This is a genomic window from Mycobacterium sp. 012931 (assembly GCF_000419295.1).
Taxonomy (GTDB): Bacteria; Actinomycetota; Actinomycetes; order Mycobacteriales; family Mycobacteriaceae; genus Mycobacterium; species Mycobacterium marinum.
On sequence record NZ_AOPX01000001.1, the window covers coordinates 4,517,175 to 4,543,031 of the forward strand.

Here is a 25,857-nt window from a genome sequence, read left to right on the forward strand (position 1 = left end):
CAGTTGTGGGCCGCGCCTCGGGGTTTAGCTATGACACATTGTCATCGGGACTTCACGGTGTGCTCATGTTCTTTGCTACCTGTTCTGTTGCTCGGCGGACCGGGCACATCCAAACCACCGATGTGCTCGACCACCGCGGATATATCCGGTGACCCGGTGATGCGCAGCGCTCTGGTGAAAGCCCGTCGCCGAATCGCTTGTTGTACGCACTGCGGCACCGGGTGCAACCACGCACCCCGTCCCGGCAGCCCCCTAGCTGTGTCAACGATCACGGCATAGTTGCCGTTCCCGGTCGACTCAGCCACCACTCGAAGCAGTTCGACGGCCAACTCTCGCTTTCGGCACCCGACACACGTCCGCACCGGTCCGCAGGGGATATCCGGACGCCCGTGCGCCATGGCCGAAGGCTTGCGCTGGATCACGGCTCAGTCTAGCGTCACCGAACCGATTGCCCGAACCGCCCGTGGACCCGTTGTCCGGGCCGGCGCCCAAACCGGGGCATGTCCCCTAGTGGTCGTGTGCCAAGCCGCGGCTGGCGCCCCGTTCCGGGTGCTCCGCCGACTGCTCCGGCGAATCGCCGCGGATGTCGATCCGCCAGCCGGTAAGCCTGGCCGCCAACCGCGCGTTCTGGCCTTCCTTGCCGATGGCCAGGGACAGCTGGAAGTCCGGCACCACGACGCGAGCCGCCCGTGCGGTCTGATCGATCACCGACACCGAAACAACCTTCGCCGGGGACAGCGCGTTGGCGACGAACCGCGCCGGGTCCTCGTCATAGTCGATGATGTCGATCTTTTCTCCGGAAAGTTCGCTCATCACGTTGCGGACGCGTTGACCCATCGGTCCGATGCAGGCGCCCTTGGCGTTCAGCCCCGGAACGTTGGACCGAACCGCAATCTTGGACCGATGTCCGGCCTCGCGGGCGACCGCCACGATCTCCACCGAACCATCCGCAATCTCGGGCACTTCCAGGGAGAACAGCTTGCGCACCAGATTGGGGTGGGTACGAGACAGCGTGATCAGCGGCTCGCGAGAACCGCGGCTAACGCCCACGACGTAGCAGCGCAGCCGATTGCCATGCTCGTAGCTCTCGCCAGGAACCTGTTCGGCAAAGGGAATCACGCCTTCGGAGGCCTTGGTCTCGCTTCCCATCCGAACCACGACCAGCCCACGAGCGTTGGCTCGGCTGTCACGCTGGATCACACCCGCGACGATCTCGCCCTCGCGGGTAGAGAACTCCCCGTAAGTGCGCTCATTTTCCGCGTCCCGGAACCGCTGCAACATGACTTGGCGTGCGGTTGTCGCGGCGATGCGGCCAAAACCCTCGGGCGTGTCATCCCATTCGCTGATCACATTGCCGTCGTCATCGGTCTCGCGGGCCATCACGCGCACGACGCCGGTCTTGCGGTCGATCTCGATGCGCGCGTCGGTCTGATGGCCTTGGGTGTGTCTATAGGCGGTCAGCAGCGCCGATTTGATCGTCTCGAGCAGCTCATTGACCGAGATGCCCCGATCGACCTCGATCGCATGCAGTGCCGCCATGTCGATGTTCATGCCTCGACCTCCGTCCCAGCGGCCCTACCTGTAGTCGCGAGTTCTAATTCAGCTGGATTCGGCGGCGAAAACTCGACCTGCACAACCGCTTTCTCCACCTCGGCAAGTGGGATCTCGCGGACTTTCCACTCCCGCCCGGCCCGAACCACCAGATCCAGCGAACCGCTTTGCAGCGCGCCGATGCGGCCAGTCAGCTGCGATCCGTCCGCCAGGGTCAGTTCGACCTTGCGGCCACGAGCACGGCGGAAATGCTTCTCGCTGGTCAGCGGGCGATCGATACCGGGCGAACTGACTTCAAGCACGTAGCTGTCGCCGATGTTGTCCAGGCTGTCGAGCAAGCTCGACGCGGAGCGCGACAGCACGGCGATAGTGTCCAGGTCCAGGGTGGTGTCACCATCAGCGACAACTGTGATCCGCGGTGGACGAGCGCGGTGGTCGATGACCACATCCTCGATCTCGTAGCCGGCGCGCGCGAACTCTCCACCGAGTAGCTCGATCACCTGCGTCTGCGAAGGTAGCCCGGTGGTCACGGCGAGCTCCTCATCTTGAGTTGTCCGGTCATCTGGCGGATGGCGCCGCCAGGGGCGGTACCAGCGTCGCACCGGCACCAAAAAGCCGACGATTCACCGGAACCAGCTACCAACGATACGCCAGGAATCCGCGTCGGCGCGCCGATCCCGCCGTCAAGCTCCGAGCTAATCGTCCCTGATCGTGCCCCGCTTGATCTCAATGGCAGGATGTTGCTGTGTCCCGAGCAGTAACCGTCCTCAACAGGCGGGGTGTGCTCGCCGGCGGTGCCGCTCTCGCTGCACTCGGGGTGGTCGTTTCCGCCTGCGGCGAGTCCCCGCCCAAGCCGCCAGCCGTCGAAGAGCTGCTGGCGCCTTTGGAGCAGGCCCGCCATGACAGTGCGCTGGCCTCGGCCGCCGCCGGGGCGATCGGCAATCCACCACAGATCGCCGCCGCCCTGACTGTGGTCGCCAACCAACGGGCCGCCCATGCGCGCGCGCTGGCCACCGAGATCGCCCGCGCGGCCGGCAAGCTGGTATCGGCGACCAGCGAAACGAGCAGTTCGAGTCCCAGCCCCAGCGCCACCGAGCCGCAGGCGCCGCCACCGCCGCCCCCGCCCCTGTCCGACGTGGTCGACTCACTGCGCCAGTCCGCCGAGGACGCCAATCGCCTGGTCACCACGACGGAGGGCTACCGTGCCGGGCTGCTCGCCTCGATCGCCGCATCCTGCACCGCGTCCTACCAGGTCGCGCTGCTGCCCGGAGGGCCATCGATATGACCTCTTCCGAACCCAGCTTCGGCGCCAACCCGAAGCGCTCCCCCGCCGACAAAGACGGCGACACCGCGGCGCTCTGCGATGCGCTCGCCGTCGAGCACGCGACCATCTATGGCTACGGCATCGTGTCAGCGCTATCGCCCCCGAGCGTCAACGACCTGGTGGTGGAGGCGCTCAACCAACACCGCCAACGCCGTGATGACGTGATCGCCATGCTGACCTCCCGCAAGGTCACCGCACCGGTCGCCGCCGCCGGGTACCAGCTGCCGAACGTGGTGAGCAGTGCCGCCGACGCCGCGCGGCTGGCCGCCCGGATGGAGAACGACGGTGCAACGGCCTGGCGCGCGGTCGTCGAATACGCCGACACCGCCGGTGATCGGGCATTCGCCAGCACGGCGCTGACCCAGAGCGCGGTGATGGCCGCCCGCTGGAGCAAGGTGCTGGGCGCCTGGCCGATCACCACCGCCTTTCCGGGCGGGGACGAGTAGCCAGGCGTTGGGTTAGCCCGAAATGGCCGCCGCGATGTCGGTGGCCAGCGAATCTCCAACCGTCAACTCGCGGGTCTGCCCACCGAAGCGGTCGCGCAGCTCCACCACGCCGTCCGCCCAACCACGCCCGACGACGACCACCCAGGGCATTCCCAGCAGCTCAGCGTCCTTGAACTTGACTCCCGGCGACGCCTGCCGGTCATCGAGGAGCACCTCGACGCCGAGGCCATCCAGTTCGCCGGCCAGCCCGATGGCCCCAGCCCGCGCCTCGGCGTCCTTGTTGGCGATCACCAGATGAACACCGAACGGCGCGATCTCCGCCGGCCAGCGCAAGCCCAGGTTGTCGTGATGCTGTTCGGCGATGACCGCAACCAGCCGCGATACACCGATACCGTAGGAGCCCATGGTCAGCCGCACGGGCTTACCGTCCTCACCGAGCACATCGGCGGTGAAGGCGTCGGTGTATTTGCGGCCGAGCTGGAAGATGTGACCGATCTCGATTCCGCGGGCCATGACCAACTGACCGGCGCCGTCCGGGGCGGGATCTCCCTCGCGCACCTCGGCGGCCTCGATGGTGCCGTCGGCGGTGAAGTCGCGGCCGGCGACCAGGCCGACCACGTGGCGACCGGGTTCGTCGGCCCCGGTGATCCAGCTGGTGCCGTCGACCACCCTCGGGTCGAGAAGATAGCGAACGTCGTTGCTTCGTAGCGCCTTCGGACCGATGTAGCCCTTGACCAGGAACGGGTACTTGCCGAAATCGTCGTCATCGAGGAAGACGTACTCGGCCGGGTCCAGCGCCGCGGCCAGCCGCTTCTCGTCGATCTCGCGATCGCCCGGCACGCCGATCGCCAGCAGCTCCCACTCCCCGCCCGGTTGACGGATCTTCATCAGGACGTTCTTCAGCGTGTCCGCGGCGCTCACCTCACGCCCCAGACCCGCCTCGTTTGCCCAGGCCACCAGGGTGGCGATGGTGGGGGTCTCGCCGGTGTCGTGGACCACGGCGTCGGGCTGCCCATCGATCGGCAGGCTTTCCGGGCGCGCGGTGACGACCGCCTCCACGTTGGCCGCGTACCCCGACTCCACACACCGCACGAAGGTGTCTTCGCCGACTGGGCTCTCGGCCAAGAACTCCTCCGAGGCGCTGCCGCCCATCGCACCGGACACCGCCGACACGATGACGTAGCGCACCCGCAGCCGATCGAAGATCCGCTGGTAGGCCTCTCGGTGGGCGTGGTAGGCCGCTTTGAGGCCGCCACTGTCGATGTCGAAGGAGTAGGAATCCTTCATGACGAATTCGCGGGCCCGCAAAATGCCGGCGCGCGGTCGGGCCTCGTCGCGGTACTTGATCTGGATTTGATACAGCGTGAGTGGAAAGTCTTTGTAGGAGTTGTATTCGCCCTTGACGGTCAGGGTGAACAGCTCTTCGTGGGTCGGGCCCAGTAGGTAGTCATTGCCGCGGCGGTCTTGCAAGCGGAATACGCCGTCGCCGTACTCGGTCCAGCGGTTGGTGGTCTCGTAGGGCGCCCGCGGCAACAATGCGGGAAACAGGATCTCCTGCCCACCGATCGCGTTCATCTCCTCACGAATGACGCGTTCGATGTTGCGCAGCACTCGCAGCCCCAACGGCAGCCAGCTATACAGGCCAGGCCCTACCGGCCGGATGTATCCGGCCCGAATCAGCAGTTTGTGGCTAGGCACTTCCGCATCGGCGGGGTCGTCTCGCAGGGTGCGCAGGAACAGCTCGGACATCCGGGTAATCACAGGCGGCTAGCCTAGTGGCGGTGCGTCCGCGGGTGACCAAGCGGGCCACCTCCGGGCGGCGAGCCGGCGTGTGCTCACGCGCGGCTACGGCGCCCCCGCCGAAGGCTTACAGCTCTCCGGCGTCGATCGCTTCCTTGACCTCTTGCGCGTGGGCCACCTGCTCCGGGGTGTACCCGATGAACACTGCCGCTCCGCCGACGATCACGGCCGCTCCGGCGACCCACAACAGGCCGTAGGTGTATCCGTGGTCGAGCGCGTGCAGCTGTGCGTCGTTCATGAACTTGACCGGGCCCGTGGTGCCACCCAGATACAGCGTGCGGGAGGTAATCACGGCCTGAATGACGGCCAGCACCAGCGGCCCGCCCAGGCTCTGCAGCATGAGCGTGAGGGCCGATACCGGACCGATGCGGTCGAAGCCGACGCCGGCGATCGCCGCCAGCGTCAGCGGGACGACAGCCATGCCGATACCGATGCCGCCGATCACGATGGGGGCCACCAGGTTCGGGAAGTAGGGCACACCGCGCTGCATGAACGCCCAGCCGTAGATCATCGCGCACACCAGCAGGTATCCACCGCCGATCGTCAGCACCCGCGGCGAGAATCGCGAAACCAGCTGCGAGGACACGCCTAGGCCGATTCCCATCGCGATGACGAAGGGGATGAAGCCGACACCGGCACGTAGCGCGCTGTAGCCCAAGACGTCCTGCACGTACAAGCCGATGCAGACGGTCAGGCTGAACATCACGCCACCGGCCAAGAAGATGGCGATGAACGTGACCAGCCGATTGCGGTCATGGAACAGGTCAAACGGTACGACGGGGTTTTCGGCGGTACGTTCCACCAGAACGAAGCCGAGAGCGGCGGCGAACGCCACGGCACCCGAGCCGATCGTGGTGATCGAGAGCCAGCCCTTTTCCGGGCCTATCGAGAAGGCGAATACGGCAGCGGTGCACGCCAGTGTGGCCAGGATGGCACCGGCGGCGTCCAGCTTCATCCGCTCGCGGTTGGTCTCGCGCAGCGCGGTGCGAGCCAGGTAGATCATGACCAGACCGATCGGCACGTTGACCATGAACGCCAGCCGCCAGGAGACCTCGGTCAGCGCCCCGCCTACCACCAGGCCCATCACCGAACCGACCGCAGTCATCGCGGCGAATACCGCCGTCGCGGCGTTACGCGCCGGCCCCTTCGGGAACGTGGTGGCCACCAGGGCCAAACCAGTCGGCGAGGCGATCGCCGATCCCACACCCTGCGATAGCCGTGCGATGACCAATGTCGCCTCGTCCCAGGCGACCGCACACAGCACCGACGAGATGGTGAACAGCGCGACGCCGACGATGAATGTCCGCTTACGCCCGATCGTGTCGCCAAGCCGGCCGCCGAGCAGCATCAGCCCGCCGAAGGTCAGCACGTATGCGGTAATCACCCAGCTCCGACCCGCGTCGGAAAGGCTCAGCTCGTCATGAATCTTAGGAAGCGCGACGATCGCGACGGTGCTGTCCATCGTCGCCAGCAGCTGCATCCCGCCGATCGCAATAACCGCGGCGATGAAGCGGCGCGAGGGCAACCACATCGGGTAATACCTGCTCGCGCGCTCTGAAGCGGTCTCCGTCTCGTGCGTTGCGCGAGCGGAGGTCGGACGCTCCTGCCGTCCGGACGTCCAATTATGGACTGCCCGCTCTGTGTCGTTGAGAGCCGTCATAGCGGGTTACCTTACAGTAATCTTAAGAATCGTTTAAACCCCGAATGCCGCGACAGCCCCTATGACGATGATCGCAGGAGGTCGGATCCCCTCCGCGCGGACCTTTTCCGGCGTGTCGGCAAGGGTCGCCCGCAACGTGTGCTGAGCGGGCGTCGTTCCATGCTGAACGACAAGCACCGGCGTATCCGCAGGTCGGCCGCCTTTCAACAGCGCCTCGACGAAAAGTTCGATTCGTTCGACCGCCATCAGCAAAACAATCGTGCCTGACATTGCTGCCAACGCATTCCAATTCACTAACGATTCGGGATGGTCGGGCGCGATATGGCCGCTGACCACCACAAACTCGTGATTTGTGGCCCGATGAGTGACCGGAACGCCCGCCAAAGCGGGCACAGCTATGGCACTCGTCACACCTGGCACCACAATCACCGGAATCCCGGCTTCGGTGCATGCCAACACCTCTTCATAGCCCCGCGCGAAGACGAACGGGTCGCCCCCTTTGAGGCGGACGACAAAGCGCCCCGCCTTGGCCCGCTCGATCATGACGTCGTTGATGGCGTCCTGGGCCATGGCCCGGCCGTAAGGGATCTTGGCCGCGTCGATGACTTCCACGTGCGGCGGCAGTTCGGCGAGCAGTTCAGGTGGCGCGAGCCGGTCGGCGACGACGACATCCGCCTGGGCGAGCAGGCGTCGACCCCGGACGGTGATCAGCTCCGGATCCCCCGGACCGCCGCCGATCAGCGCGACCCCGCCCCGGATGACGTCGGAACTCTGATAGCTCGTCGAGGTGACAAGGCCGTTCTGCAGCGCCTCGCGAATCGCCGACCGGATTGCCGCCGAACGACGGTGGTCGCCACTGGCCAAGACTCCCACCGACAGGCCCGCGTGGTTGAAGGTCGCGGGGGTGACCGCGGTTCCTTCCACGGCGATGTCGGCGCGCACGCAGAAAATCTGGCGCCGATCGGCTTCAGCGACGATGGCCGCGTTCACCGCGGGGTCATCGGTGGCCGCTATCGCGTACCAGGCGCCTTCCAAGTCGCCGTCGCGATATTCCCGCAGGGTCAAGGTGATCTTGTCCATCACCTCGACAGAACGGGTGGCGCTACGGGATATGACTTGCACATCCGCGCCGCTGGCGATCAGAAGGGGCAGACGGCGCTGAGCAACGTTGCCCCCGCCGACCACGACGACCTTCCTGCCGGTCAGACGCAGTCCGACAAGGTAGGGGCTCTCGGTCACCCGGCAAGCTTAGTGGTGACCGCCAGCGCGGCGGGGAGCCGGGCGCAGCGGGTCGCCACCATCAAATCCCGTGGCCGGCCCGGGCGGCGTGCGCGACAAAACGTGCTACCGCGTCCGGCGTGGATGCCGGATGAGTGTGCAGGTATGACGCATGCACGCCGGCATGTACAACTCCATCCCGCACCGCTGCCGCATCGTTGCCGCGATACACCCAAGCCGGCTCGTAACGATCGGAGAAGGTGACGGTGGTGCGGTGGAATTCGTGTCCGACAACTCGATGGCCGGCCGCATACAACGCCGAGTCCGCAACCGCGACCGCGTCGCGATATCCCAGGGTGAGGTGCGGGGTGAACCGTGCCGATCCGGCCAGCACATCGCACATCGGGTACCCATCGAGTTCGGAGGCCAAATAGATAAGGCCCGCGCATTCGGCGTGCAGGGGCGCGCCGGCGTGCGCCAGGTCTTTGATTTGGCGGCGCACCAGGTCGTTGGCGGACAGCTCCGCGGTGAACTGCTCGGGAAATCCGCCGGGTAGCAGGACGCCGGTGCTATCCGCGGGCAGTGGTTCGCCGAGCGGGTCGAACTCGACCACGTCGGCCCCGGCGGCCCGCAACAACTCGGCGTGCTCGGCGTACGCGAAGCTGAATGCCTTGCCGGCGGCCATCGCGATGGTGGCGTGGCCGGCTGGCGCCCCACCAATGGCGGTCACCGGGTCCCAGGGCGCATCGCCGACACTGCTGCCGGCCGCGGCCAGCACCGCCTCCACGTCGACATGGCGGGCGATCAACGCTGTCATCGCCTCGACCGCCAGCCGGGCACGACGGCCATATTCGACGGCGGTAACCAGACCCAGATACCGCGTCGGAAGCTCCAGCTCGGCACTGCGCGGGATGGCGCCCACCACCGGCACACCGGCTTGCTCGCACGCCTGCCGCAAAACGTGCTCATGGCGGGCGCTTCCGACCCGGTTGAGAATGACCCCGGCGATGCGGGTCTTGGAGTCGAACGTAGAAAAGCCATGTAGCAGTGCGGCGATGCTGTGGCTTTGGCCGCGGGCATCGACCACCAGAATCACCGGTGTTCCCAACAGATTTGCCACGTGTGCGCTCGAACCCGTCGCCGGGCCCGCCACGGCGTGCTCGATACGCCCGTCGAAAAGGCCCATCACCCCTTCGACCACCGCGATGTCGGCACCTTGTGCGCCGTGTGCGTACAGCGGGCCGATGAGCCGCTCCCCCACCAATACCGGGTCCAAGTTGCGGCCCGGGCGTCCCGCGGCCAGGGCGTGGTAGCCGGGATCGATGAAATCCGGGCCGACCTTGAACGGGGCGACCCTGCGGCCCGCTTGTCGGAGCGCTCCGATCACACCCGTGGCCACGGTGGTCTTTCCGCTGCCCGATGCCGGGGCGGCGATCACCACACCGGGGATTGAGTTCACCGAGGCACCCGGTGCGAGCGTGCACAAAATGCCACCTGTAGCGGCGTGTCGCTGTGCCGACACGCACGCTCGCGGCACCGGGGCGGGGCGATGCTCACCACTCGATGCCCTTCTGCCCCTTACGCCCCGCGTCCATCGGGTGTTTGACCTTGGCCATCTCGGTGACCAGGTCGGCGGCCGCAATCAGCTGCGCGGGGGCATCACGCCCGGTGATCACCACATGCTGGTACCCCGGCCGCGCCAGCAGTACGTCCACCACTTCCCCGACGTCCACCCAGCCCCACTTGAGTGGGTAGGTGAACTCGTCGAGCACGTAGAACTGGTGGCGCTGCGCCGCCAGTCGCCGCGCGATCTCGGCCCAGCCGTCCGCTGCTGCGGCCGCGTGGTCGTCGTCGCTGCCGACCTTGCGTGACCAGGACCACCCCGCGCCCATCTTGTGCCACTGGACGGCCGCGCCGATCCCCTGCTGGTCGTGCAACCGGCCGAGGTGTTGGAACGCCGTCTCCTCGCCCACTTTCCACTTGGCGTTCTTGACGAACTGGAATACCGCGACATCCAAGCCGACGTTCCAAGCCCGCAGCGCCATTCCGAACGCCGCGGTCGACTTGCCCTTGCCGTCACCGGTATGCACGGCCAGCACCGGGGTGTTGCGCCGCTGTCGGGTAGTGAGACCGTCGTCGGGGACTTGGGCCGGATTTCCCTGTGGCATAAGCAGTTGCCTTCCGCGAGTTCAGGCCACGCTGCGGATGGCTTGCGCCAAGTAGTCGGCGTGCAACTGTTCGAGCCGCACCGCCGGCGCGCCGAGATGGCGGGCGAGTTGCTGGGCCAGTCCGAGCCGCACATACGACGTCTCGCAGTCCACAACCACCGCGGTGGCGCCTTCGGCGACAAGCCGAGCGGCGGCGATTCGGCTGCGGCCCAACGGGTCCGGCCCGGCGGTGGCCCGTCCATCGGTGAGCACCACCACCAGCGGGCGGCGGGCACGGTCGCGTACTTTCTCCCGGATCACCAGCTCGCGCGCGGCCAGCAGACCCTCGGCCAGCGGAGTCTTGCCGCCGGTGTCGAACCGGGCCAGCCGCCGGCTGGCGATGTGCGCCGACGAGGTGGGTGACAGCAGGATCTTGGCTTCATGCTGGCGGAACGTGATCACCGCGACCTTGTCCCGGCGCTGGTAGGCATCGCGCAGCAGCGACATGGTCGCGCCGCTGACCGCCGCCATCCGATCCCGGGCAGCCATCGATCCCGAAGCGTCCACGACGAAGATCACCAGGTTGCCCTCACGCCCCTCGCGCACCGCCCGGCGGATGTCGGCGCCCTGCGGGCGCAGCGGCCCCGATCCGGTGGCGTTTTCGGCGGCCGAGAGCAAGGTGGCGAACAGGTGCAACCCACGGGCGCCGGAATTGCTGTCACTACCGTCGGCGGCCGCTACCACGCTGCCGGAGCCGTTGCGCGCCCGCGAGCGCCGCCCGGGCGCACCTTCGCCGACCCCGGGCACAACCAGCGCGCGGGTGCGGAACACCTTGGACGGCCCGGCGCTGGGCTTGGGCGCCTGCTGGGGCCTGGAGTTCGAGTTCTGTTGTTGGGGAGGGCAATCCTGGCCGGCTGACTGGCCTCCACCCGGCGGGTCGGGCTCCGGCTCGGGCGAACCCTGCGACTCCGCTCCGGCCCGTGCCAGTGCCTCGTCGAGCTGGTCGCGGTCAATACCGTGATCGTCGAATGGGTCCCGACGACGGCGATGGGGCAATGCCAGTTCCGCGGCGACCCGCACGTCTTGTTCTTCGACGGCCGGTGCGCCGCGCCACGCCGCATGAGCGGTGGCCGTTCGGGCCAGCACCAGATCCGCTCGCATGCCATCGACGTCGAACGCCGCGCACAACGCGGCGATCCGACGCAATTCGTGGTCGGGCAACACGACCGAGTCGACGATGTCCCGCGCCTCGGCGATACGGCGGGCCAGCTCGGCGTCGGGGCCGACATAGCGTTCACAGAAGGCGTCCGGGTCGGCTTCAAAAGCCATCCGCTGGCGAATGACTTCCACGCGGACGTCCACATCGCGGGACGCGTGCACGTCGACGGTCAGCCCGAACCGGTCCAGCAGTTGTGGACGCAGTTCGCCTTCTTCGGGATTCATCGTGCCGATCAGGACGAAGCGGGCCTCGTGCGAATGTGAGATGCCGTCCCGTTCGACGTGCACCCGCCCCATCGCGGCGGCGTCGAGCAAGATGTCGACCAGATGATCGTGCAGCAAGTTCACTTCGTCGACGTAGAGCACTCCCCCGTGGGCGCGGGCCAGCAGTCCCGGCGCGAAGGCGTGTTCGCCATCGCGCAAGACGCGCTGCAGGTCCAGCGAGCCGACCACCCGGTCCTCGGTGGCCCCCAGCGGCATTTCGACCAGCCCGGGACCGGAACTGCCGGTAGCGGCGGACAGTAGCGCGGCGAGCCCGCGCACGGCTGTTGATTTCGCGGTGCCCTTCTCGCCGCGAATGAGCACGCCGCCTATCTCCGGACGAACGGCGCACAACAGCAACGCCAGTCGCATCTGGTCGTGTCCAACGATCGCGCTGAATGGATAGGCCTTCATGACTGCGCCGCGGGACCGTGTGCGGGCCGCAACATGGGCAGGTGCGGAATACCGTCGTCGATGAAATCGTCCCCGTCACGAACGAATCCGTGCCGCGCATACATTTCGGCCAGGTAGACCTGCGCGTCGATCCGGCACGGGTAGTCGCCAACCTCGGCCAGGGCTGCCCGCAGCAGCCGGGTGGAGTGCCCGTGCCCGCGGGCCTGACGTTTCGTACACAGCCGGCCAAGCCGGAACACCTTCTCGCCCCCGGCGTGTTCCTCCATCAACCGCAACGTGCAAATCACTTCGCCATCGGCGGTTTCCAGCCAGAAGTGGCGGGTCTCGGCGAGCAGATCACGGCCGTCCAGCTCCGGATAGGGGCAGGCCTGCTCGACCACGAACACCTCGACCCGCAACTTGAGCAATTCGTAAAGGGTTGGTACGTCAAGGTCTTTGGCCCAGACACGGCGCAGCGCTTCGCTCATGACGCATCCAGCTGCAGCGCCCTGCTGCTCCAGGACCGCACCTCGTCGTACAAAACCGGCTCTTCAGACAAGTTCGCCCCCAACGACGGCACCATCTCTTTGAGTGCTGGCAGCCAGGACTGGTACCGATGGGTAAAGCATCGCTGTAACACCTCAAGCATTATCGGCACCGCCGTCGAGGCCCCGGGCGACCCCCCAAGTAGTCCCGCAATACTGCCGTCGGCCTCGCCGACCACCGTGGTACCGAATTCGAGCACACCACCTTTGCGCTTGTCCCGACGGATCACCTGCACTCGCTGACCTGCCACAATCAATTCCCAGTCCGAATCCGCTGCACTGGGAACAAACTCGCGCAGCACCGCGACTCGGTCGGGCTCGGAGAGACGCAGCTGGCCGATCAGGTAGTTCAACAGTGTCACTTGAGTGACACCGACGCCAACCATGGACAGTATGTTGTTGGGCTTGATCGAACCAGGTAGGTCGCGCAAGTGGCCGCGCTTCAAGAACTTCGGCGACCATCCGGCGAACGGCCCGAACATCAGCCAGGACTTACCGTTGACATACCTCAGGTCCAGGTGCAGCGCACCCAGCGGCGGGGCCCCCGGCGCCGGAACGCCGTACACCTTGGCCCGGTGTGCCGCGGTGAGCGCCGTGTTCGCGGTACGCAAGAACCGGCCGCCGATGGGAAAGCCGGCAAAACCGTTTATTTCCTTGATGCCCGACCGCTGCAGCAACGACAGCGCGTTGCCCCCGGCACCGACAAACACGAATTTGGTTTTCAGCTTGCGCTTTTCGCCGGTGCGCCGGTTGACCACGGTCAGCATCCAACCACCGTCGGACTGTCGAACCAGATTGCGGACCTCCTGACCGAACAGGGCCACCGCGCCATTGCGCACGCAATAGCCAATGAGCTGTCGAGACAGTGCGCCGAAATCAACGTCGGTACCGTCGGCGGCCCAGTTGAGCGCAATCGGTTCGGAGAAAACACGTTTGGCGGCCATCAAAGGCAGTCGGCGGGCGAACTCGTCCGGGTCGTCGATCCACTCGGCGCCGGCGAACAGCGGGTTGCCGGCCAGCGCGTCGCGACGCCGCCGCAGCTGATGGACCCGCTCGGCACCGTGCACAAAGCTCACGTGCGGGAGTGGGTTGAGGAAGCTGCGCACGTCGTTGAGGATGCCGTTCTCCGCCGCGTACGCCCAAAACTGGCGGGTGACCTGAAATTCCTCGTTGATCCGCACCGCTTTGGAAATGTCTATGGAACCGTCGGGTCGCTGTGGCGTGTAGTTCAACTCGCACAGCGCGGAGTGCCCGGTGCCGGCATTGTTCCAGGGGCCACTGCTTTCTGCTGCGACGGCGTCCAGGCGCTCGATGAGGGTGATCGACCAGTCCGGTTCCAGTCGTCGCAGCATCGCGCCCAGCGTGGCGCTCATGATGCCCGCGCCCACCAGCACGACGTCGGTTCTGGCTGACTCTGACACCGGATCGTTGGTCCTTCGTGTTCGCGCGGTTGTGCAGGTCCTCAGGTTATCCCGCCGGGCATGGGCCCCACCCAAACCGCTGCCGTCGAGCCGGCAGACCTCGGGGCGCAGGCCGCAATTGCGACGGCGCAGACCAGCAAACGCCGCTGCCCCACCTAGTCGCCCGCGCTTCGGTGATCGCCTCTAAGCTGACCTCGTGAGCGGCTGGGTACCCGATGTACTGCCTGGCTATGAGCAGTACACGATCCCGCTCGGACCCGATCCCGTCGACGAGGGCGACATCGTCGCGACCCTGGTCCGCCGGGCGAACGCCGCGCCCTCGGCACACGCGGTTCTGGCGGTGCACGGCTTCACCGACTACTTCTTCAATACCGCTCTGGCCGACCACTTCGCCGACCGCGGCTTCGCCTTTTACGCGCTGGATCTGCAAAAGTGCGGCCGCTCGCACCGGCCTGGCCAAACCCCGCACTTCACCACCGACCTGGCGCAATACGACGTCGAACTGCAGCGCGCCTTGGCGGTCATCGGCGAGCACACCGGCGCGGCAGATGCCGCCAAGGTCCTCATCTACGGGCATTCGGCCGGCGGGCTCATCGTGTCGCTATGGCTGGACCGGCTGCGTCGGCGCCGGCTCGGTGCGCACGGGGGCGTCGGCGGCCTGGTGCTCAACAGCCCGTGGCTGGACCTGCAGGGCGCGGCGGTCCTGCGCCTGGGCGTGATTTCCGCCGCGATCGGCGCGGTATCGCGGGTGCGCCCCATGTGGGTGCTCCGAGCGCGAGGTGAGCCCGGCTACGGCTCCGGCCTGCACCGGGACTACCACGGCGAGTTCGACTTCAACCTGCAGTGGAAACCGCTGGGCGGCTTTCCCGTCACCGCCGGCTGGTCCAGTGCCATACGCCGCGGCCAGGCGCGGCTGCATCGGGGGCTGGACGTCGGCGTGCCCAATCTGATCCTGCGTTCGGACCACAGCGTGCCCGACAGCGCCGACCCGACCGCCGTAGAACGCGGCGACGCGGTTCTCGACGTCACACAAATCGCCCGCTGGGCCGGCTGCATCGGGAACCGCAGCACCGTCATTCCGGTGCCGGACGCCAAACACGATGTGTTCTTGTCCCTGCCACAACCTCGACTGACCGCTTATCGTCAGCTGGACCGCTGGCTGGACCACTACCTCGAGACTATCGACGCCGACCCGTCAAAGCCCTTGCGCAAGGGTTGACCGCGGCGCCCGCAAGTCGGACATGAACAAGGCGGCGCCGACGCCGAGCAGTGCGATCAACGCGGGCAACAGCAGTGACTGCGACATCGAGGCCGAGAACGGCTCGCGCGCAAACTCGGGCAGCTGCAGGGCGACGCCTTCGGTTGCCGCCGCCGCAGAGGTATGCGCGTCGTCGTGGATGGCCGGGGCCTGGGCGGCAATGCGTGATGTCATCAACGCCGCCATCCCGGCACTGCCGAGCGTGGCGCCCAACGCCCGAGCCGCGTTGTATACCCCTGAACTCGCACCGACCAGCTCCGCCGGCAGGTCACGGGTGGCGGTAACCGTCAACACAGGCCAGGCGAACACCATTCCAACGCCAAGGAAAGCGATCGGCACTGCTAACCGCCAAACCGGGGTTGCCGGGGCCATCTCGATCGAGAACCAGATCAGCGAGATGGCCACCACTGAGAAGCCGAAACCGGCCACCGCCCGCGGGTGTGCCCGATCCAGGATCTTGCCGATGAACGGGGTCAACAAGCCGACGACAATGGGCAGCGGCGCCATCAGCAGCGCCGTACGAGTCGGCGACAAGCCCCGCACCGTCTGCATATAGAACACGCCAGGCAGCATCATCGCCGCCGCCACGAACGCGATCACCGCCACACCGAAGCTGCACAGGGCGAAGTTGCGATCGCCGAAGATCCGCAGCGGGATCAGCGGCTCGCTGGTATTCACCGATTGCCAGTAGACAAATACGGTCACAAACCCGACGCCCACGGCGATCATCGCCCAGATCCATGGCGACCAGCCGGCCGCGTGCCCCTGCTGCAGCCCGAAGACAATGAGGAGCAAGCCGAGTCCGGATAGCCCCACACCGATCAGGTCGAACCGGCGCGTGTGCGTCGGCAGTGCGGGCACAAACCGCACGGCCAGCACCAATCCGACGATGCCGACGGGGATATTGACGAAAAAGATCCACTGCCACCCAAGGGTGTCGACCAGCGCGCCGCCGAGCAGCGGACCAGCCAGATTGCCAAAGCCGGCGGCCGCAGCCCAAACGGTCGCCGCCGCTCCGCGACGTTCCGGCGGGAAAGCCCGGGTGACGATGGTGAATGTCTGTGTGTAGAGCAACGCGGCGCCGATGCCTTGAGCCACCCGAGCCGCTATCAATATTTCGATGGTGCCCGACAGGCCACACCACAATGAGCTGACGGTGAACACCGCCAATCCGGCCAGGTAGAGGTTCTTGACGCCGAACCGGTCACCAAGTCGACCAGCGACCAGCGACCAGCGACCAGCGACCAGCGACCAGCGACCAGCGACCAGCGACCAGCGACCAGCGACCAGCGACCAGCGACCAGCGACCAGCGACGGCACCGTATAGGCCAACACGTAGCCGCTGGTCACCCAGATCACCATGTGATAGCTGGTGTTCAGCCCGGCCATGATGCTCGGGTTGGCGACGTACACGACGGTGTCGTCCACCGAGGTCATGAAGATGCCAATGGCGATCGCCCATAGCGTGTCGCGATGGGTTTGGACGGGCACAGCATTGCAGCGGATGCCCGGACTTGCCGGCACGGCTCGCGTCTCCCCCCGCGTCATGGCGCTACTTCGACCTGGCCACCACCAGCAGCGCGGGCCGCGGTGGCCGTAACGGGCCCGGCCGGGCCAGCCCGATGCAGCACCCAGGCGGCCATCACCAGCAATGACATCGCTGCGCCCCTTCCAGTCACTCGGTGAGCATCGGCGAGAACCGATGAATACCTGCGCCGCGGCTCGATCTGAAACAGCTGCAATATTCGCGCACGTCCCGACCGAATATTTCCCCGAACGGAAGCCAACGTCGATGATGCGTCGGCAAGTCCAGCCCGTGACTCTACCCCGCAGAAAGACGCTGCTATGCAAATCTGACAAATTGACAACATCTTGCCTATCTCCGCTCGAAAGCAACCACTGCGTGAGTCACCAGCAAACTCAACAATTGTTGACAGATATCGACATACAACCTCGCCATCAAGCGTAGAATCGAACATGCTCAGCGAGCCGATTCTCGCCAGGCCAATACCGAGGATAATGCCCCAATACTAGAATCAAATTCAAGAACGTAATTCGAGAATATAATTCAAGAATCTAATTCGAGTATCCCGGGCAGGGCGTCACTTCCGATTGCAAACCAGCTTGGTACGAGTCCGCGTTTATTCAGCTTCTGGCGTGCATAAATGGGATCGTCCTTCGATGACGAACCCCGGCAGGACGGCCCGACCAGGAGGAGTAGCGGTCAGCGTTTCATGGGTCGTAACCTCCGCCGCAGAATCGCTGCCCGAAATCGGTTTCCGGCGCCCACCACCGCGCGCCGCGCCATGCCCCCTAGCAGCCGAAAGCCCGGCCGTACATCAGGACTTCGGACGGTGGAGCTGCGCGCGTCGTCGCACGGATTTCGGCCAGCACTAGCGCGACATCGTTGAATGCCCCGCCCCGCCATGAAAGCTGCACCCACCTAGCCCGGTCCGGGGCGACAAATAGCTGTGGACGAACATTGCCTGCACCCGCTTCCCGCCGCGACTTTCACAAAATACTGACAACCCGCTCGGCCACGAAGTACGCTGCACCAACCGTTCGTAGCACGACGGATGGGGCGGCGTTGACGACAAACATCGCGACGAAGGAATCCGACATCGACTGTCGATTCACATCAGGCAATAAGAGATGGGCGACAGGGGGTACTCATCGCACCATCTTTGACACAATCGATCTAGCGAAGCACGCGTGAGTGGCAAATACCTCAACAACACAGATACAGAACCATCAATTCTGGCACGGTCGATCTACAAATTCGCGGTTTCCATCGCCCTGTTTTGGCTAGCCGTCTGCGCGATCATCGCGGCCTTCGTGCCTTCACTGGAATCGGTTGGAGAAAACCGTTCGGTGTCATTGACTCCCCGCGACGCGCCGGCGATGCAGGCTATACACCGGATCTGGGCGGTGTTCAAGGAATCGGATTCCGACAGCATCGTGACAATTGTTCTGGAAGGCGACCAGCCCCTCGGCACCGAAGCCCACAAGTACTACGACGATCTGGTCCGTAGGTTGCGTGGCGATACCAGGCACGTGCAGCACGTCCAGGATTTCTGGGGGGATCCGCTTACCGCTTCCGGGTCGCAGAGTGCCGATGACAAGGCCGCTTATGTCCAGCTGAATCTGGCCGGCAACCAGGGTGAGCCGCTGGGCAACGAATCCGTCGAAGCTGTCCGCAGCATCGTTGACGGCGCCAAGCCGCCGCCCGGGATCGCGGTCTACGTCACCGGGACGGCGGCACTGGTGGCTGACATGCAGCACAGTGGCGACAGGTCTTTGGCGAGAATCACCGTCACGACCGCCGCGGTCATATTCATCATGTTGCTCTTGGTGTACCGTTCGCCGCTCACGGTGGTCCTGCTATTGCTCACCGTCGGAGCCGAATTCACGGTGGCCCGTGGAGTAGTCGCGCTACTCGGGCAGGTCGGGGCCATTGCGCTTTCCACCTTCGCCGTGAGCCTGCTGACTTCGCTGGCGATTGCCGCCGGCACCGACTACGGGATCTTCATCATCGGGCGCTATCAGGAAGCCCGCCAGGCCGGCGAAGACCGCGAGACGGCGTTCTACACGATGTACCGGGGGGTCGCCCACGTCATCGCGGGCTCGGGGCTGACGATCGCGGGGGCGACGTCTTGCCTCAGCCTGGCCCGGCTGCCCTACTTTCGAACGCTAGGTATCCCCTGCGCGGTCGGGATGCTGCTAGCGGTGGTGGTCGCCCTGACGTTAGGACCGGCGGTGCTTGCCATCGGCAGCCGTTTCGGGGTATTGGACCCCAAACGCATGATCAAGATTCGCGGCTGGCGACCGATCGGCACCGTCGTGGTTCGCTGGCCGGGGCCCGTTCTGGCTGCCACGATCGCAATCGCGCTGATCGGTCTGCTCGCTCTGCCCGCGTACACGACCAGCTACAACAACCGGGACTACACCCCGGGCTTCACCCCAGCCAACCAGGGATTCGCCGCCGCGGATCGACATTTCTCTCAGTCGCGGATGAAGCCCGAGGCGTTGCTGATCGAGTCGGATCACGATCTGCGGAATCCAGCCGACTTTCTGGTCTTGGACAAGGTCGCAAAGGAAATCTTCCGGATTCCCGGGATTTCCCGTGTCCAGGGGATAACCCGGCCCGAAGGAAAGCCGATGGATCACACGTCGATCCCGTTTCAGATCAGCATGCAAAACGCCAGTCAGATGCAAAATCTCAACTATCAACGTGACCGAATGGACGACCTACTCAGACAGGCGGATGCGATCGGCAAGTCCATCACCGTGACGAAACGCATGTACGACTTGATGATGCAAATGTCGGACACGATGCATCAGACGGTCATCGACACCGGCCAGATAAAGGATGTCACCGATGAGTTGCGCGATCATATTGCGGACTGCGATGATTTCTGGCGACCGATCCGGAGCTATTTCTACTGGGATAAGCACTGCAACGGAGTCCCGATGTGCTGGTCGCTGCGATCGATATTCGACGCGCTCGACGGCGTCGACAAGATCAGCGACGAACTAACCGACCTGCTGGGCGACGTGAAAACCATGGACCGGCTCATGCCGCTGACGGCCGCCCAGATCCCGCCACAGATCGAAGCCCTGGAGACGGTACGGGACATCGTCCTGACCATGCATAGCACCATGATCGGGATCTACGACCAGATGGACGAGTTGAGCGCAAACTCGACGGCCATGGGGAAAGCGTTCGACACCGCAAACAACGACGACTCGTTCTATCTCCCCCCCGAGGTGTTCACCAACGCGAACTTCAAACGCATAATGAAACTATTTCTATCCCCCGACGGGCATGCGGCTCGGTTCATTATTTTGCACCGTGGAGACCCCGACAGGCCTGAAGGAATTGCCCACATCGACTTGATACGCACCGCTGCCGAAGAGTCGCTGAAGGGCTCGCCATTAGAAGACTCCAGGATTTATCTGACCGGAACCGGGGCCGTATCCAAGGACCTCTCCGAAGGCGCTAAATGGGATCTTCTGATCGCGGGAATCGCTTCCCTGTGCCTCATTTTCATCATCATGCTCATCCTCACCCGAGCCCTTATCGCCGCCACCGTCATCGTCGGCACGGTGGCGCTGTCATTGGGCGCTTCCTTTGGCCTATCCGTATTGGTCTGGCAACACATTTTCGGCATCAAATTGCACTGGCTGGTGCTTCCGATGTCGGTGATTGTGCTGTTGGCGGTGGGATCCGACTACAACCTGCTTCTGGTCTCCAGGTTCAAGCAGGAGATCGGCGCCGGCCTCAATACCGGCATCATCCGTGCGATCGGCGGTACCGGCAAGGTGGTGACGAATGCGGGACTGGTGTTCGCCATCACCATGGCCTCGACGATCGTCAGCGATCTGCGGATCATCGGCCAAGTCGGCACCACCATCAGTCTGGGCCTGCTGTTCGACACCCTGATCGTGCGCGCATTCATGACGCCGTCCATCGCCGCCCTACTCGGGCGCTGGTTCTGGTGGCCGCTGCAGGTGCGAACCCGGCCAGCCAGGCCCACCGCCGTCAAACCCCGCCGGCCTGATCCGCCGGATCATTTGCCATCAGTTGGCGAACGTCACCAAACCCGGCGGCTGCGCGCCTTGTCGACTGAGACCCTCAGCCCCGGCTGATCCACTCCTCGAGGATCTGCGCTGCGGGTTTCGCCCCTTCGACGAGCAGCGAAACGTGGTCCACCGCGACCGTGCGCACGGTATTCGATGGCGACCAAGGCTCGGTGGCGGGATAGGTAATATCACCCGCGCCATAAGGCATCACCCACGGCCGGGTGCATTGCACGAATAGCACATCGGATTCAAGAGGCCCATCGTACATATTGGGAAGCAGATCCGACCAGCTGACTACGGCAGTTAGCCTGGTGGCATGAAATAGATCCTGTCCGACACTTTCTACGTACACGTCATAAAGTATTTCTCTGGTGAGAAGTTCAGTTAGTTCGGGATCGGATTCCTTGTGACTATCGAGTAAGGCCACACCGGCGAAATTGCGATTTCTGACATCCTCAAAATGTTTGCCGAGAGCATAGGCGAACTTTCCACCCGATGATTGCCCCGCGAGGACGAAAGGCTCATCACCGACCAGTTCGACGACGATCCGAGCGAGGCACTCAACCGCGGCTTCCGGGGAGTCGGGCAGTGGCTCACCGCGGGCGAAACCGGGCAGGGGTATGGCCGAGACGGCTCGCACTCCCCTGAATTCTGATGCGATTCTTGCATAGTTATGCACTCCGCTGCTGAAGACCGACGTGCACAGGAAGATCAGATGGGGAGCCTTGGGCCCGCTGGTGAAGGTCGTCGGAACGGCGGTCGGCCAGGTCCGGGCGCCGGACTCGGATTGAACCGCCAGTCGCAGCTGAGACGCCGAACGCGGCAAGTGCATTCCCTCGCTGATCCGCCCTGTGGTGATCGCCCCCTTGAGGAGCGCTTCGAACGAATCCCTGGTTGATGCGGCGTCCCCATCCCCAGCCGGACCGCACCGGGCCGGGTTGGGGTGCTGCAGCAAAGCTTGCGGCGGGTGGTGTTCGCAACCCGCCACCTCAGCGTCCCTCAACATGTGAGCCAGGCCTCGAACGGTCGGGTGGTTGAAGACGTCCACCGGAGGCACATCCCGGTCGAACGCCTGGCTCAGGCGCGAAGCCAGTTTCACGAACCCGACCGAGTCCAGGCCCTGCTCACTGAGGGGTTGGTCGATGTCGACCCGCGCAGCCCGAATTCCGAAGACCGCGGCTACCTGGTCGCGCACCGACGCCAGTAGCGGGTCGCCCGGAGCTGCCGGCCAGGCTCCGGCCGATGTGACCACTGGGCCGGCCGTCCCCAGTTCGTCGTCGGGCACGTCCGGCGGCCCCGCGTCCTCAAGGCGTGCCACCAGCAGCTCCTCGGCTTCCAGGGTGCCGTCCAGCAGGCGGGTGCGGCATCTGGCACGCTGCACTTTCCCGCTGGTCGTCTTGCTCACGCTGCCGGGCGGCGCGACCACCACCGCCGAGCAGCGCAACTGGTGGTTCTTCAAGACAACTGCCTGCACCTCATCGGCCACCCCCGACAACATCTCGGTGGCGATATCGGCTTTCACCTCGACGAGCACCGCAAGCCCCTCGACATCGCCGGCATCGCCGGCATCGACTGCGAAGGCTGCGATCCCGCCCGGCCTGATGGCTGGGTGACAGTCACGCAGGCTCTCCTCGATGTCTTGGGGATGGATGTTGCGCCCGGCCAGGATGAGCAGGTCTTTGAGGCGACCGCACACATACAGCTCGCCGTCATGCAGGAGTCCCAGGTCGCCGGTTCGCAGGTAGCTGCGGCTGTCGTCAGACCCGGCGAGACGGGCGCCGAAGGTGTCGCGGCTCTTGTCCGGCAATCCCCAGTAGCTCGCCGCCTTACTCGAATCCACCCAGATCTCGCCGACCTGCCCGTCGGCCAGCGGCACGTGGAGTTCGGGGTCCACGATGCGCACGTCGACGTCGTCGGCCACCTGGCCGCAACCAATCAGCATCTGGCTACCGGGACCATCGGCAGGAACCGCCAGCCGCTGCGTCTCCAGCTGATGGCGGTCGACACTGAGCGTCGAACGCCCGAACATCGTGACGGCGACGGTGTGCTCGGCCAGGCCATAGGCGGGGCAGAATGCATCGCGACGCAGCCCGGTTCCGCTGAAGGCATCCAGGAAACGGCTGGTGGTGTCCTCGCGTACCGGTTCGGCCGCGCTCATTACCACCTGCAGCGAACTCAGATCCCATGCCGCACGTTGCTCGGCGGTGGTCTTACGCACCGCCAGTTCGTAGGCAAACTTGGGGGCGGCGGTGTGGGTGGCACGCACCCGATCCATGACGTCGAACCACAGCGCGGGCCGTTGCAGGAAGGTCAACGGCGACATCAGGGTGACCTCGCCACTGCCCGCCAAACCGCTCAGGATCACGCTGATGAGTCCGAAGTCGTGATACGGCGGGAGCCAGAAGACGCCCCGGGCATCCAGTCCGAGCCCTAGCAACCGACGGTTGAAATCGACCTGATGCGCCAGGTTGCCATGGGTGATGACGACACCCTTGGGGTCTGAGGTGGAGCCCGAGGTGTATTGCAGCAAAGCGGGGGCGTCAGGGCTCGGGGACCAGCCGCGGCCCGGCGCGCCGGGGGTGCCCGGTCCGCGCATTCGGCGGCCGCCGATACCCCGCGAGGTGATGTGCCAGGGGAGATCCCCAGGCCAGCCAACCGTGCTTCCGGTCACGATGGACCTGGCTGTTCCGAGCCGGCGAGCGTTCGCATACCGCCGACTCGTCAGCACCGCTTTCGCACCGCTGCTGGCCACCACCCGCTGCATCCGGTCGACGGTCTTCTGAGGGTTGATCGGGTCCGGCGGGTAGATCGGGACGGGAACAACCCCCGCTGCGAGGCATCCGATCAGGCCGCGCACGAAGTCCAGACCGGATGGATATGCAAGAATCGCCCGGTCCCCCGGCTCCAGTCCGCAGTGGTGCCGCAGAAACTCGGCCACCTCGCCCATGTCGCTCACCACATCAGCACGGCTCATCGATTCGGCGACTCGCCCTTTTTCGTTGACGAACGAGATGGCGGTGTTGGCGGGTATGCACGCCGCGAGTTCCCTAAACCGGTCTAGAAGTAACGACATAGCTGTGGCCTCAGTAGTTGTACATGAAATCATTCGGACATCAATCAGTGGCGCAAATGCGATGGGCGCTCCACTACGTTGAACGGTAACAGTTCGCCGATCGCCTCGGCGGCCAAACCAAGATTCTCGGTACCGCGACTTGAGAGCACCCTCGAGGGGCCTGTTTGACGCCGGGATGCCCGTCGGTATCAAGCGGAAGAAGAGATAGTGGTGCCAATTATATTGTCGATAGAACCTGAATCTACATTCACATATTTCACGCAAACTCGAACACGCTCGAATGGCCCATTTCCGAGGAAGTGGCCGACGACGCAACCCCCGGGCAAAGGCGCGCATGCGCCCCCTCGAGTCGAGCCGAGATCCCGCTGCATCATCTCGACAAGCATTGCGTGCCTTGAGGATCGGTCCTTGGCGCGCGTGGATCCGCGGGGCGGGCGATGCCACCCACCAGCTCATCGACGAGTGCGCCCAACACGACGTCTTCTTTCCGGCCGGACAGCCGGGCCAGATAGCCTATCGCCAACTAGACACCGACGTCTCGGCATCGTCCGGGGAAAGGGTAAACGGCCCAGAATGGAAACCTACGACCTCGCGATCATCGGAACGGGCTCGGGCAATAGCATTCTCGACGAGCGCTATGCCGGAAAGCGAGCAGCGATCTGCGAGCAAGGCACCTTCGGCGGCACCTGCCTCAACGTCGGGTGCCTGCCAACAAAGATGTTCGTCTACGCCGCCGAGGTGGCCCAGACCATTCGGGGCGCGTCGCGCTACGGCGTCGACGCGCACATCGACCGGGTGCGCTGGGACGACATTGTCTCGCGGGTCTTCGGCCGTATCGATCCCATCGCGCACAGCGGCGAGGACTACCGACGCTCGGCACCCAACATCGATGTATACGGCTCCCATACCCGGTTCGGGCCGACCCAGGCTGACGGACGCTACCTGTTGCGGACTGCGGCCGGCGATGAGTTCACCGCGGACCAGGTGGTGATCGCGGCTGGGTCGCGGCCGGTGGTTCCCCAGGCCATCGCCGAATCCGGCCTGAAGTATCACACCAGCGACACCGTCATGCGTATCGCCGAGTTGCCCGAACACGTCGTGATCGTTGGAAGTGGTTTTGTGGCTGCCGAATTCGCGCATGTGTTCTCCACGCTCGGCGCACGAGTCACCTTGGTGATCCGGGGCAGCTGTCTGCTACGCCATTGCGACGACACCATCTGTGAGCGGTTTACCCGCATCGCGTCGACCAAGTGGGAACTACGCACGCACCGCAACATCGTGGGCTGGGAAAACCATGGCTCGGGCGTCGAGCTGCAGCTCGACGACGGCTCAACCATCGACGCCGACCTGCTCCTGGTGGCGACCGGGCGGGTTTCCAACGCCGATCTGATCGATGCCGAGCAAGCCGGCGTCGCGGTCGCCGACGGCCGAGTAGTGGTCGACCAGTACCAACGGACTTCCGCGCGTAGGGTTTTCGCGCTCGGAGACGTGTCCTCGCCGTACCAGCTCAAGCACGTAGCCAACCATGAAGCCCGCGTTGTGCAGCAGAATCTGCTTTGCGACTGGGACGACACCGAGTCGATGGCCGTCACCGACCACCGGTTTGTCCCCGCTGCGGTGTTCACCGGCCCGCAACTGGCTGGGGTCGGGTTGACCGAAAATGAAGCCGTGGCAAAGGGCCTCGATATCACCGTTGCGATACAGGAGTACGCCGACGTCGGGTACGGCTGGGCGATGGAGGACACGACCGGGTTCGTGAAGCTCGTGGGCGACCGCGCCACCGGTCGGCTCTTGGGCGCCCACATCATGGGCTATCACGCATCGACGGTGATCCAACCGTTGATTCAGGCGATGAGTTTCGGGCTGACCGCGGCCGAGATGGCCCGCGGCCAGTACTGGATTCATCCCGCGCTGCCCGAGGTGATCGAAAACGCCCTGTTGAATCTGCGCTGACCTCGA

At 65.0% G+C, this 25,857-nt stretch carries 17 protein-coding genes and 1 pseudogene; 5 read left to right on the forward strand and 13 right to left on the reverse strand.

Going from position 1 to position 25,857, the window contains the following annotated elements:
* Positions 1 to 41 precede the first annotated feature (41 nt).
* From MMSP_RS19910 to rimP, 3 genes are all read right to left on the reverse strand, one after another.
* On the reverse strand, positions 42 to 398 hold the full coding sequence (locus MMSP_RS19910; RefSeq protein WP_179953036.1) for a YlxR family protein: 357 nt from the start codon (positions 396 to 398) through the stop codon (positions 42 to 44).
* Between the two features lie 109 nt (positions 399 to 507).
* On the reverse strand, positions 508 to 1,551 hold the full coding sequence (gene nusA / locus MMSP_RS19915) for a transcription termination factor NusA (RefSeq protein WP_015355253.1): 1,044 nt from the start codon (positions 1,549 to 1,551) through the stop codon (positions 508 to 510).
* Positions 1,548 to 2,081, reverse strand: a complete 534-nt coding sequence (gene rimP / locus MMSP_RS19920) for a ribosome maturation factor RimP (RefSeq protein ID WP_012393687.1) — start codon at positions 2,079 to 2,081, stop codon at positions 1,548 to 1,550. The genes nusA and rimP overlap by 4 nt, the downstream gene beginning before the upstream one ends.
* 215 nt (positions 2,082 to 2,296) lie before the next feature.
* Here rimP and MMSP_RS19925 point away from each other — a divergent pair, with 215 nt between their 5' ends.
* Positions 2,297 to 2,836, forward strand: coding sequence for a hypothetical protein (locus MMSP_RS19925; RefSeq protein ID WP_012393686.1), 540 nt, complete (start codon positions 2,297 to 2,299; stop codon positions 2,834 to 2,836).
* Positions 2,833 to 3,321: a ferritin-like domain-containing protein gene (locus tag MMSP_RS19930; protein ID WP_012393685.1), complete on the forward strand. Its 489-nt coding sequence runs from the start codon at positions 2,833 to 2,835 to the stop codon at positions 3,319 to 3,321. The genes MMSP_RS19925 and MMSP_RS19930 overlap by 4 nt, the downstream gene beginning before the upstream one ends.
* A gap of 12 nt (positions 3,322 to 3,333) precedes the next feature.
* Here MMSP_RS19930 and MMSP_RS19935 read toward each other — a convergent pair whose 3' ends face one another.
* The 8 genes and pseudogenes from MMSP_RS19935 to mqo all read right to left on the reverse strand — a co-directional run bounded on the left by MMSP_RS19935 (position 3,334) and on the right by mqo (position 13,984).
* Entirely contained in the window at positions 3,334 to 5,082 is a 1,749-nt protein-coding gene (locus tag MMSP_RS19935; RefSeq protein WP_015355251.1) for a proline--tRNA ligase, read from the reverse strand.
* Positions 5,083 to 5,188: 106 nt separating this feature from the next.
* A complete protein-coding gene (locus tag MMSP_RS19940) occupies positions 5,189 to 6,781 on the reverse strand; it encodes an MFS transporter (protein ID WP_036426758.1) in 1,593 nt (530 codons plus the stop codon).
* A 22-nt stretch (positions 6,782 to 6,803) separates the two neighbouring features.
* Positions 6,804 to 8,020, reverse strand: a pseudogene (gene cobA, locus MMSP_RS19945) (uroporphyrinogen-III C-methyltransferase).
* Between the two features lie 61 nt (positions 8,021 to 8,081).
* Positions 8,082 to 9,449 (reverse strand): cobyrinate a,c-diamide synthase, encoded by a 1,368-nt coding sequence (locus tag MMSP_RS19950; RefSeq protein ID WP_174714232.1) that lies wholly within the window; start codon positions 9,447 to 9,449, stop codon positions 8,082 to 8,084.
* A 103-nt stretch (positions 9,450 to 9,552) separates the two neighbouring features.
* Positions 9,553 to 10,167, reverse strand: a complete 615-nt coding sequence (gene cobO, locus MMSP_RS19955; protein ID WP_020788060.1) for a cob(I)yrinic acid a,c-diamide adenosyltransferase — start codon at positions 10,165 to 10,167, stop codon at positions 9,553 to 9,555.
* Between the two features lie 21 nt (positions 10,168 to 10,188).
* Positions 10,189 to 12,039: a magnesium chelatase subunit D family protein gene (locus MMSP_RS19960; RefSeq protein ID WP_020788061.1), complete on the reverse strand. Its 1,851-nt coding sequence runs from the start codon at positions 12,037 to 12,039 to the stop codon at positions 10,189 to 10,191.
* Positions 12,036 to 12,506 (reverse strand): GNAT family N-acetyltransferase, encoded by a 471-nt coding sequence (locus MMSP_RS19965; RefSeq protein WP_012393679.1) that lies wholly within the window; start codon positions 12,504 to 12,506, stop codon positions 12,036 to 12,038. The genes MMSP_RS19960 and MMSP_RS19965 overlap by 4 nt, the downstream gene beginning before the upstream one ends.
* The gene (gene mqo, locus MMSP_RS19970; protein ID WP_020788062.1) at positions 12,503 to 13,984 is read right to left on the reverse strand and encodes a malate dehydrogenase (quinone); all 1,482 of its coding nucleotides are present in this window, start codon (positions 13,982 to 13,984) and stop codon (positions 12,503 to 12,505) included. The genes MMSP_RS19965 and mqo overlap by 4 nt, the downstream gene beginning before the upstream one ends.
* Positions 13,985 to 14,180: 196 nt before the next feature.
* Here mqo and MMSP_RS19975 point away from each other — a divergent pair, with 196 nt between their 5' ends.
* A complete protein-coding gene (locus MMSP_RS19975) occupies positions 14,181 to 15,203 on the forward strand; it encodes an alpha/beta hydrolase (protein ID WP_020788063.1) in 1,023 nt (340 codons plus the stop codon).
* Here the strand turns inward: MMSP_RS19975 and MMSP_RS19980 are convergent.
* Positions 15,180 to 16,766 (reverse strand): MFS transporter, encoded by a 1,587-nt coding sequence (locus MMSP_RS19980; RefSeq protein WP_020788064.1) that lies wholly within the window; start codon positions 16,764 to 16,766, stop codon positions 15,180 to 15,182. The genes MMSP_RS19975 and MMSP_RS19980 overlap by 24 nt on opposite strands.
* Positions 16,767 to 17,954: 1,188 nt before the next feature.
* Between MMSP_RS19980 and MMSP_RS19985 the strand changes: the two genes are divergently transcribed.
* On the forward strand, positions 17,955 to 20,891 hold the full coding sequence (locus MMSP_RS19985) for an RND family transporter (protein ID WP_020788066.1): 2,937 nt from the start codon (positions 17,955 to 17,957) through the stop codon (positions 20,889 to 20,891).
* On the opposite strand, the gene MMSP_RS19990 is transcribed toward MMSP_RS19985, so the two are convergent.
* Positions 20,878 to 23,898 carry an AMP-binding protein gene (locus MMSP_RS19990; RefSeq protein ID WP_020788067.1) on the reverse strand — a complete coding sequence of 1,007 codons (3,021 nt, stop codon included), beginning with the start codon at positions 23,896 to 23,898 and terminating at the stop codon, positions 20,878 to 20,880. The two genes, MMSP_RS19985 and MMSP_RS19990, sit on opposite strands and share 14 nt — an antisense overlap.
* 573 nt (positions 23,899 to 24,471) lie before the next feature.
* Here MMSP_RS19990 and mtr point away from each other — a divergent pair.
* Entirely contained in the window at positions 24,472 to 25,851 is a 1,380-nt protein-coding gene (mtr, locus tag MMSP_RS19995) for a mycothione reductase (protein WP_020788068.1), read from the forward strand.
* Positions 25,852 to 25,857: the final 6 nt, after the last annotated feature.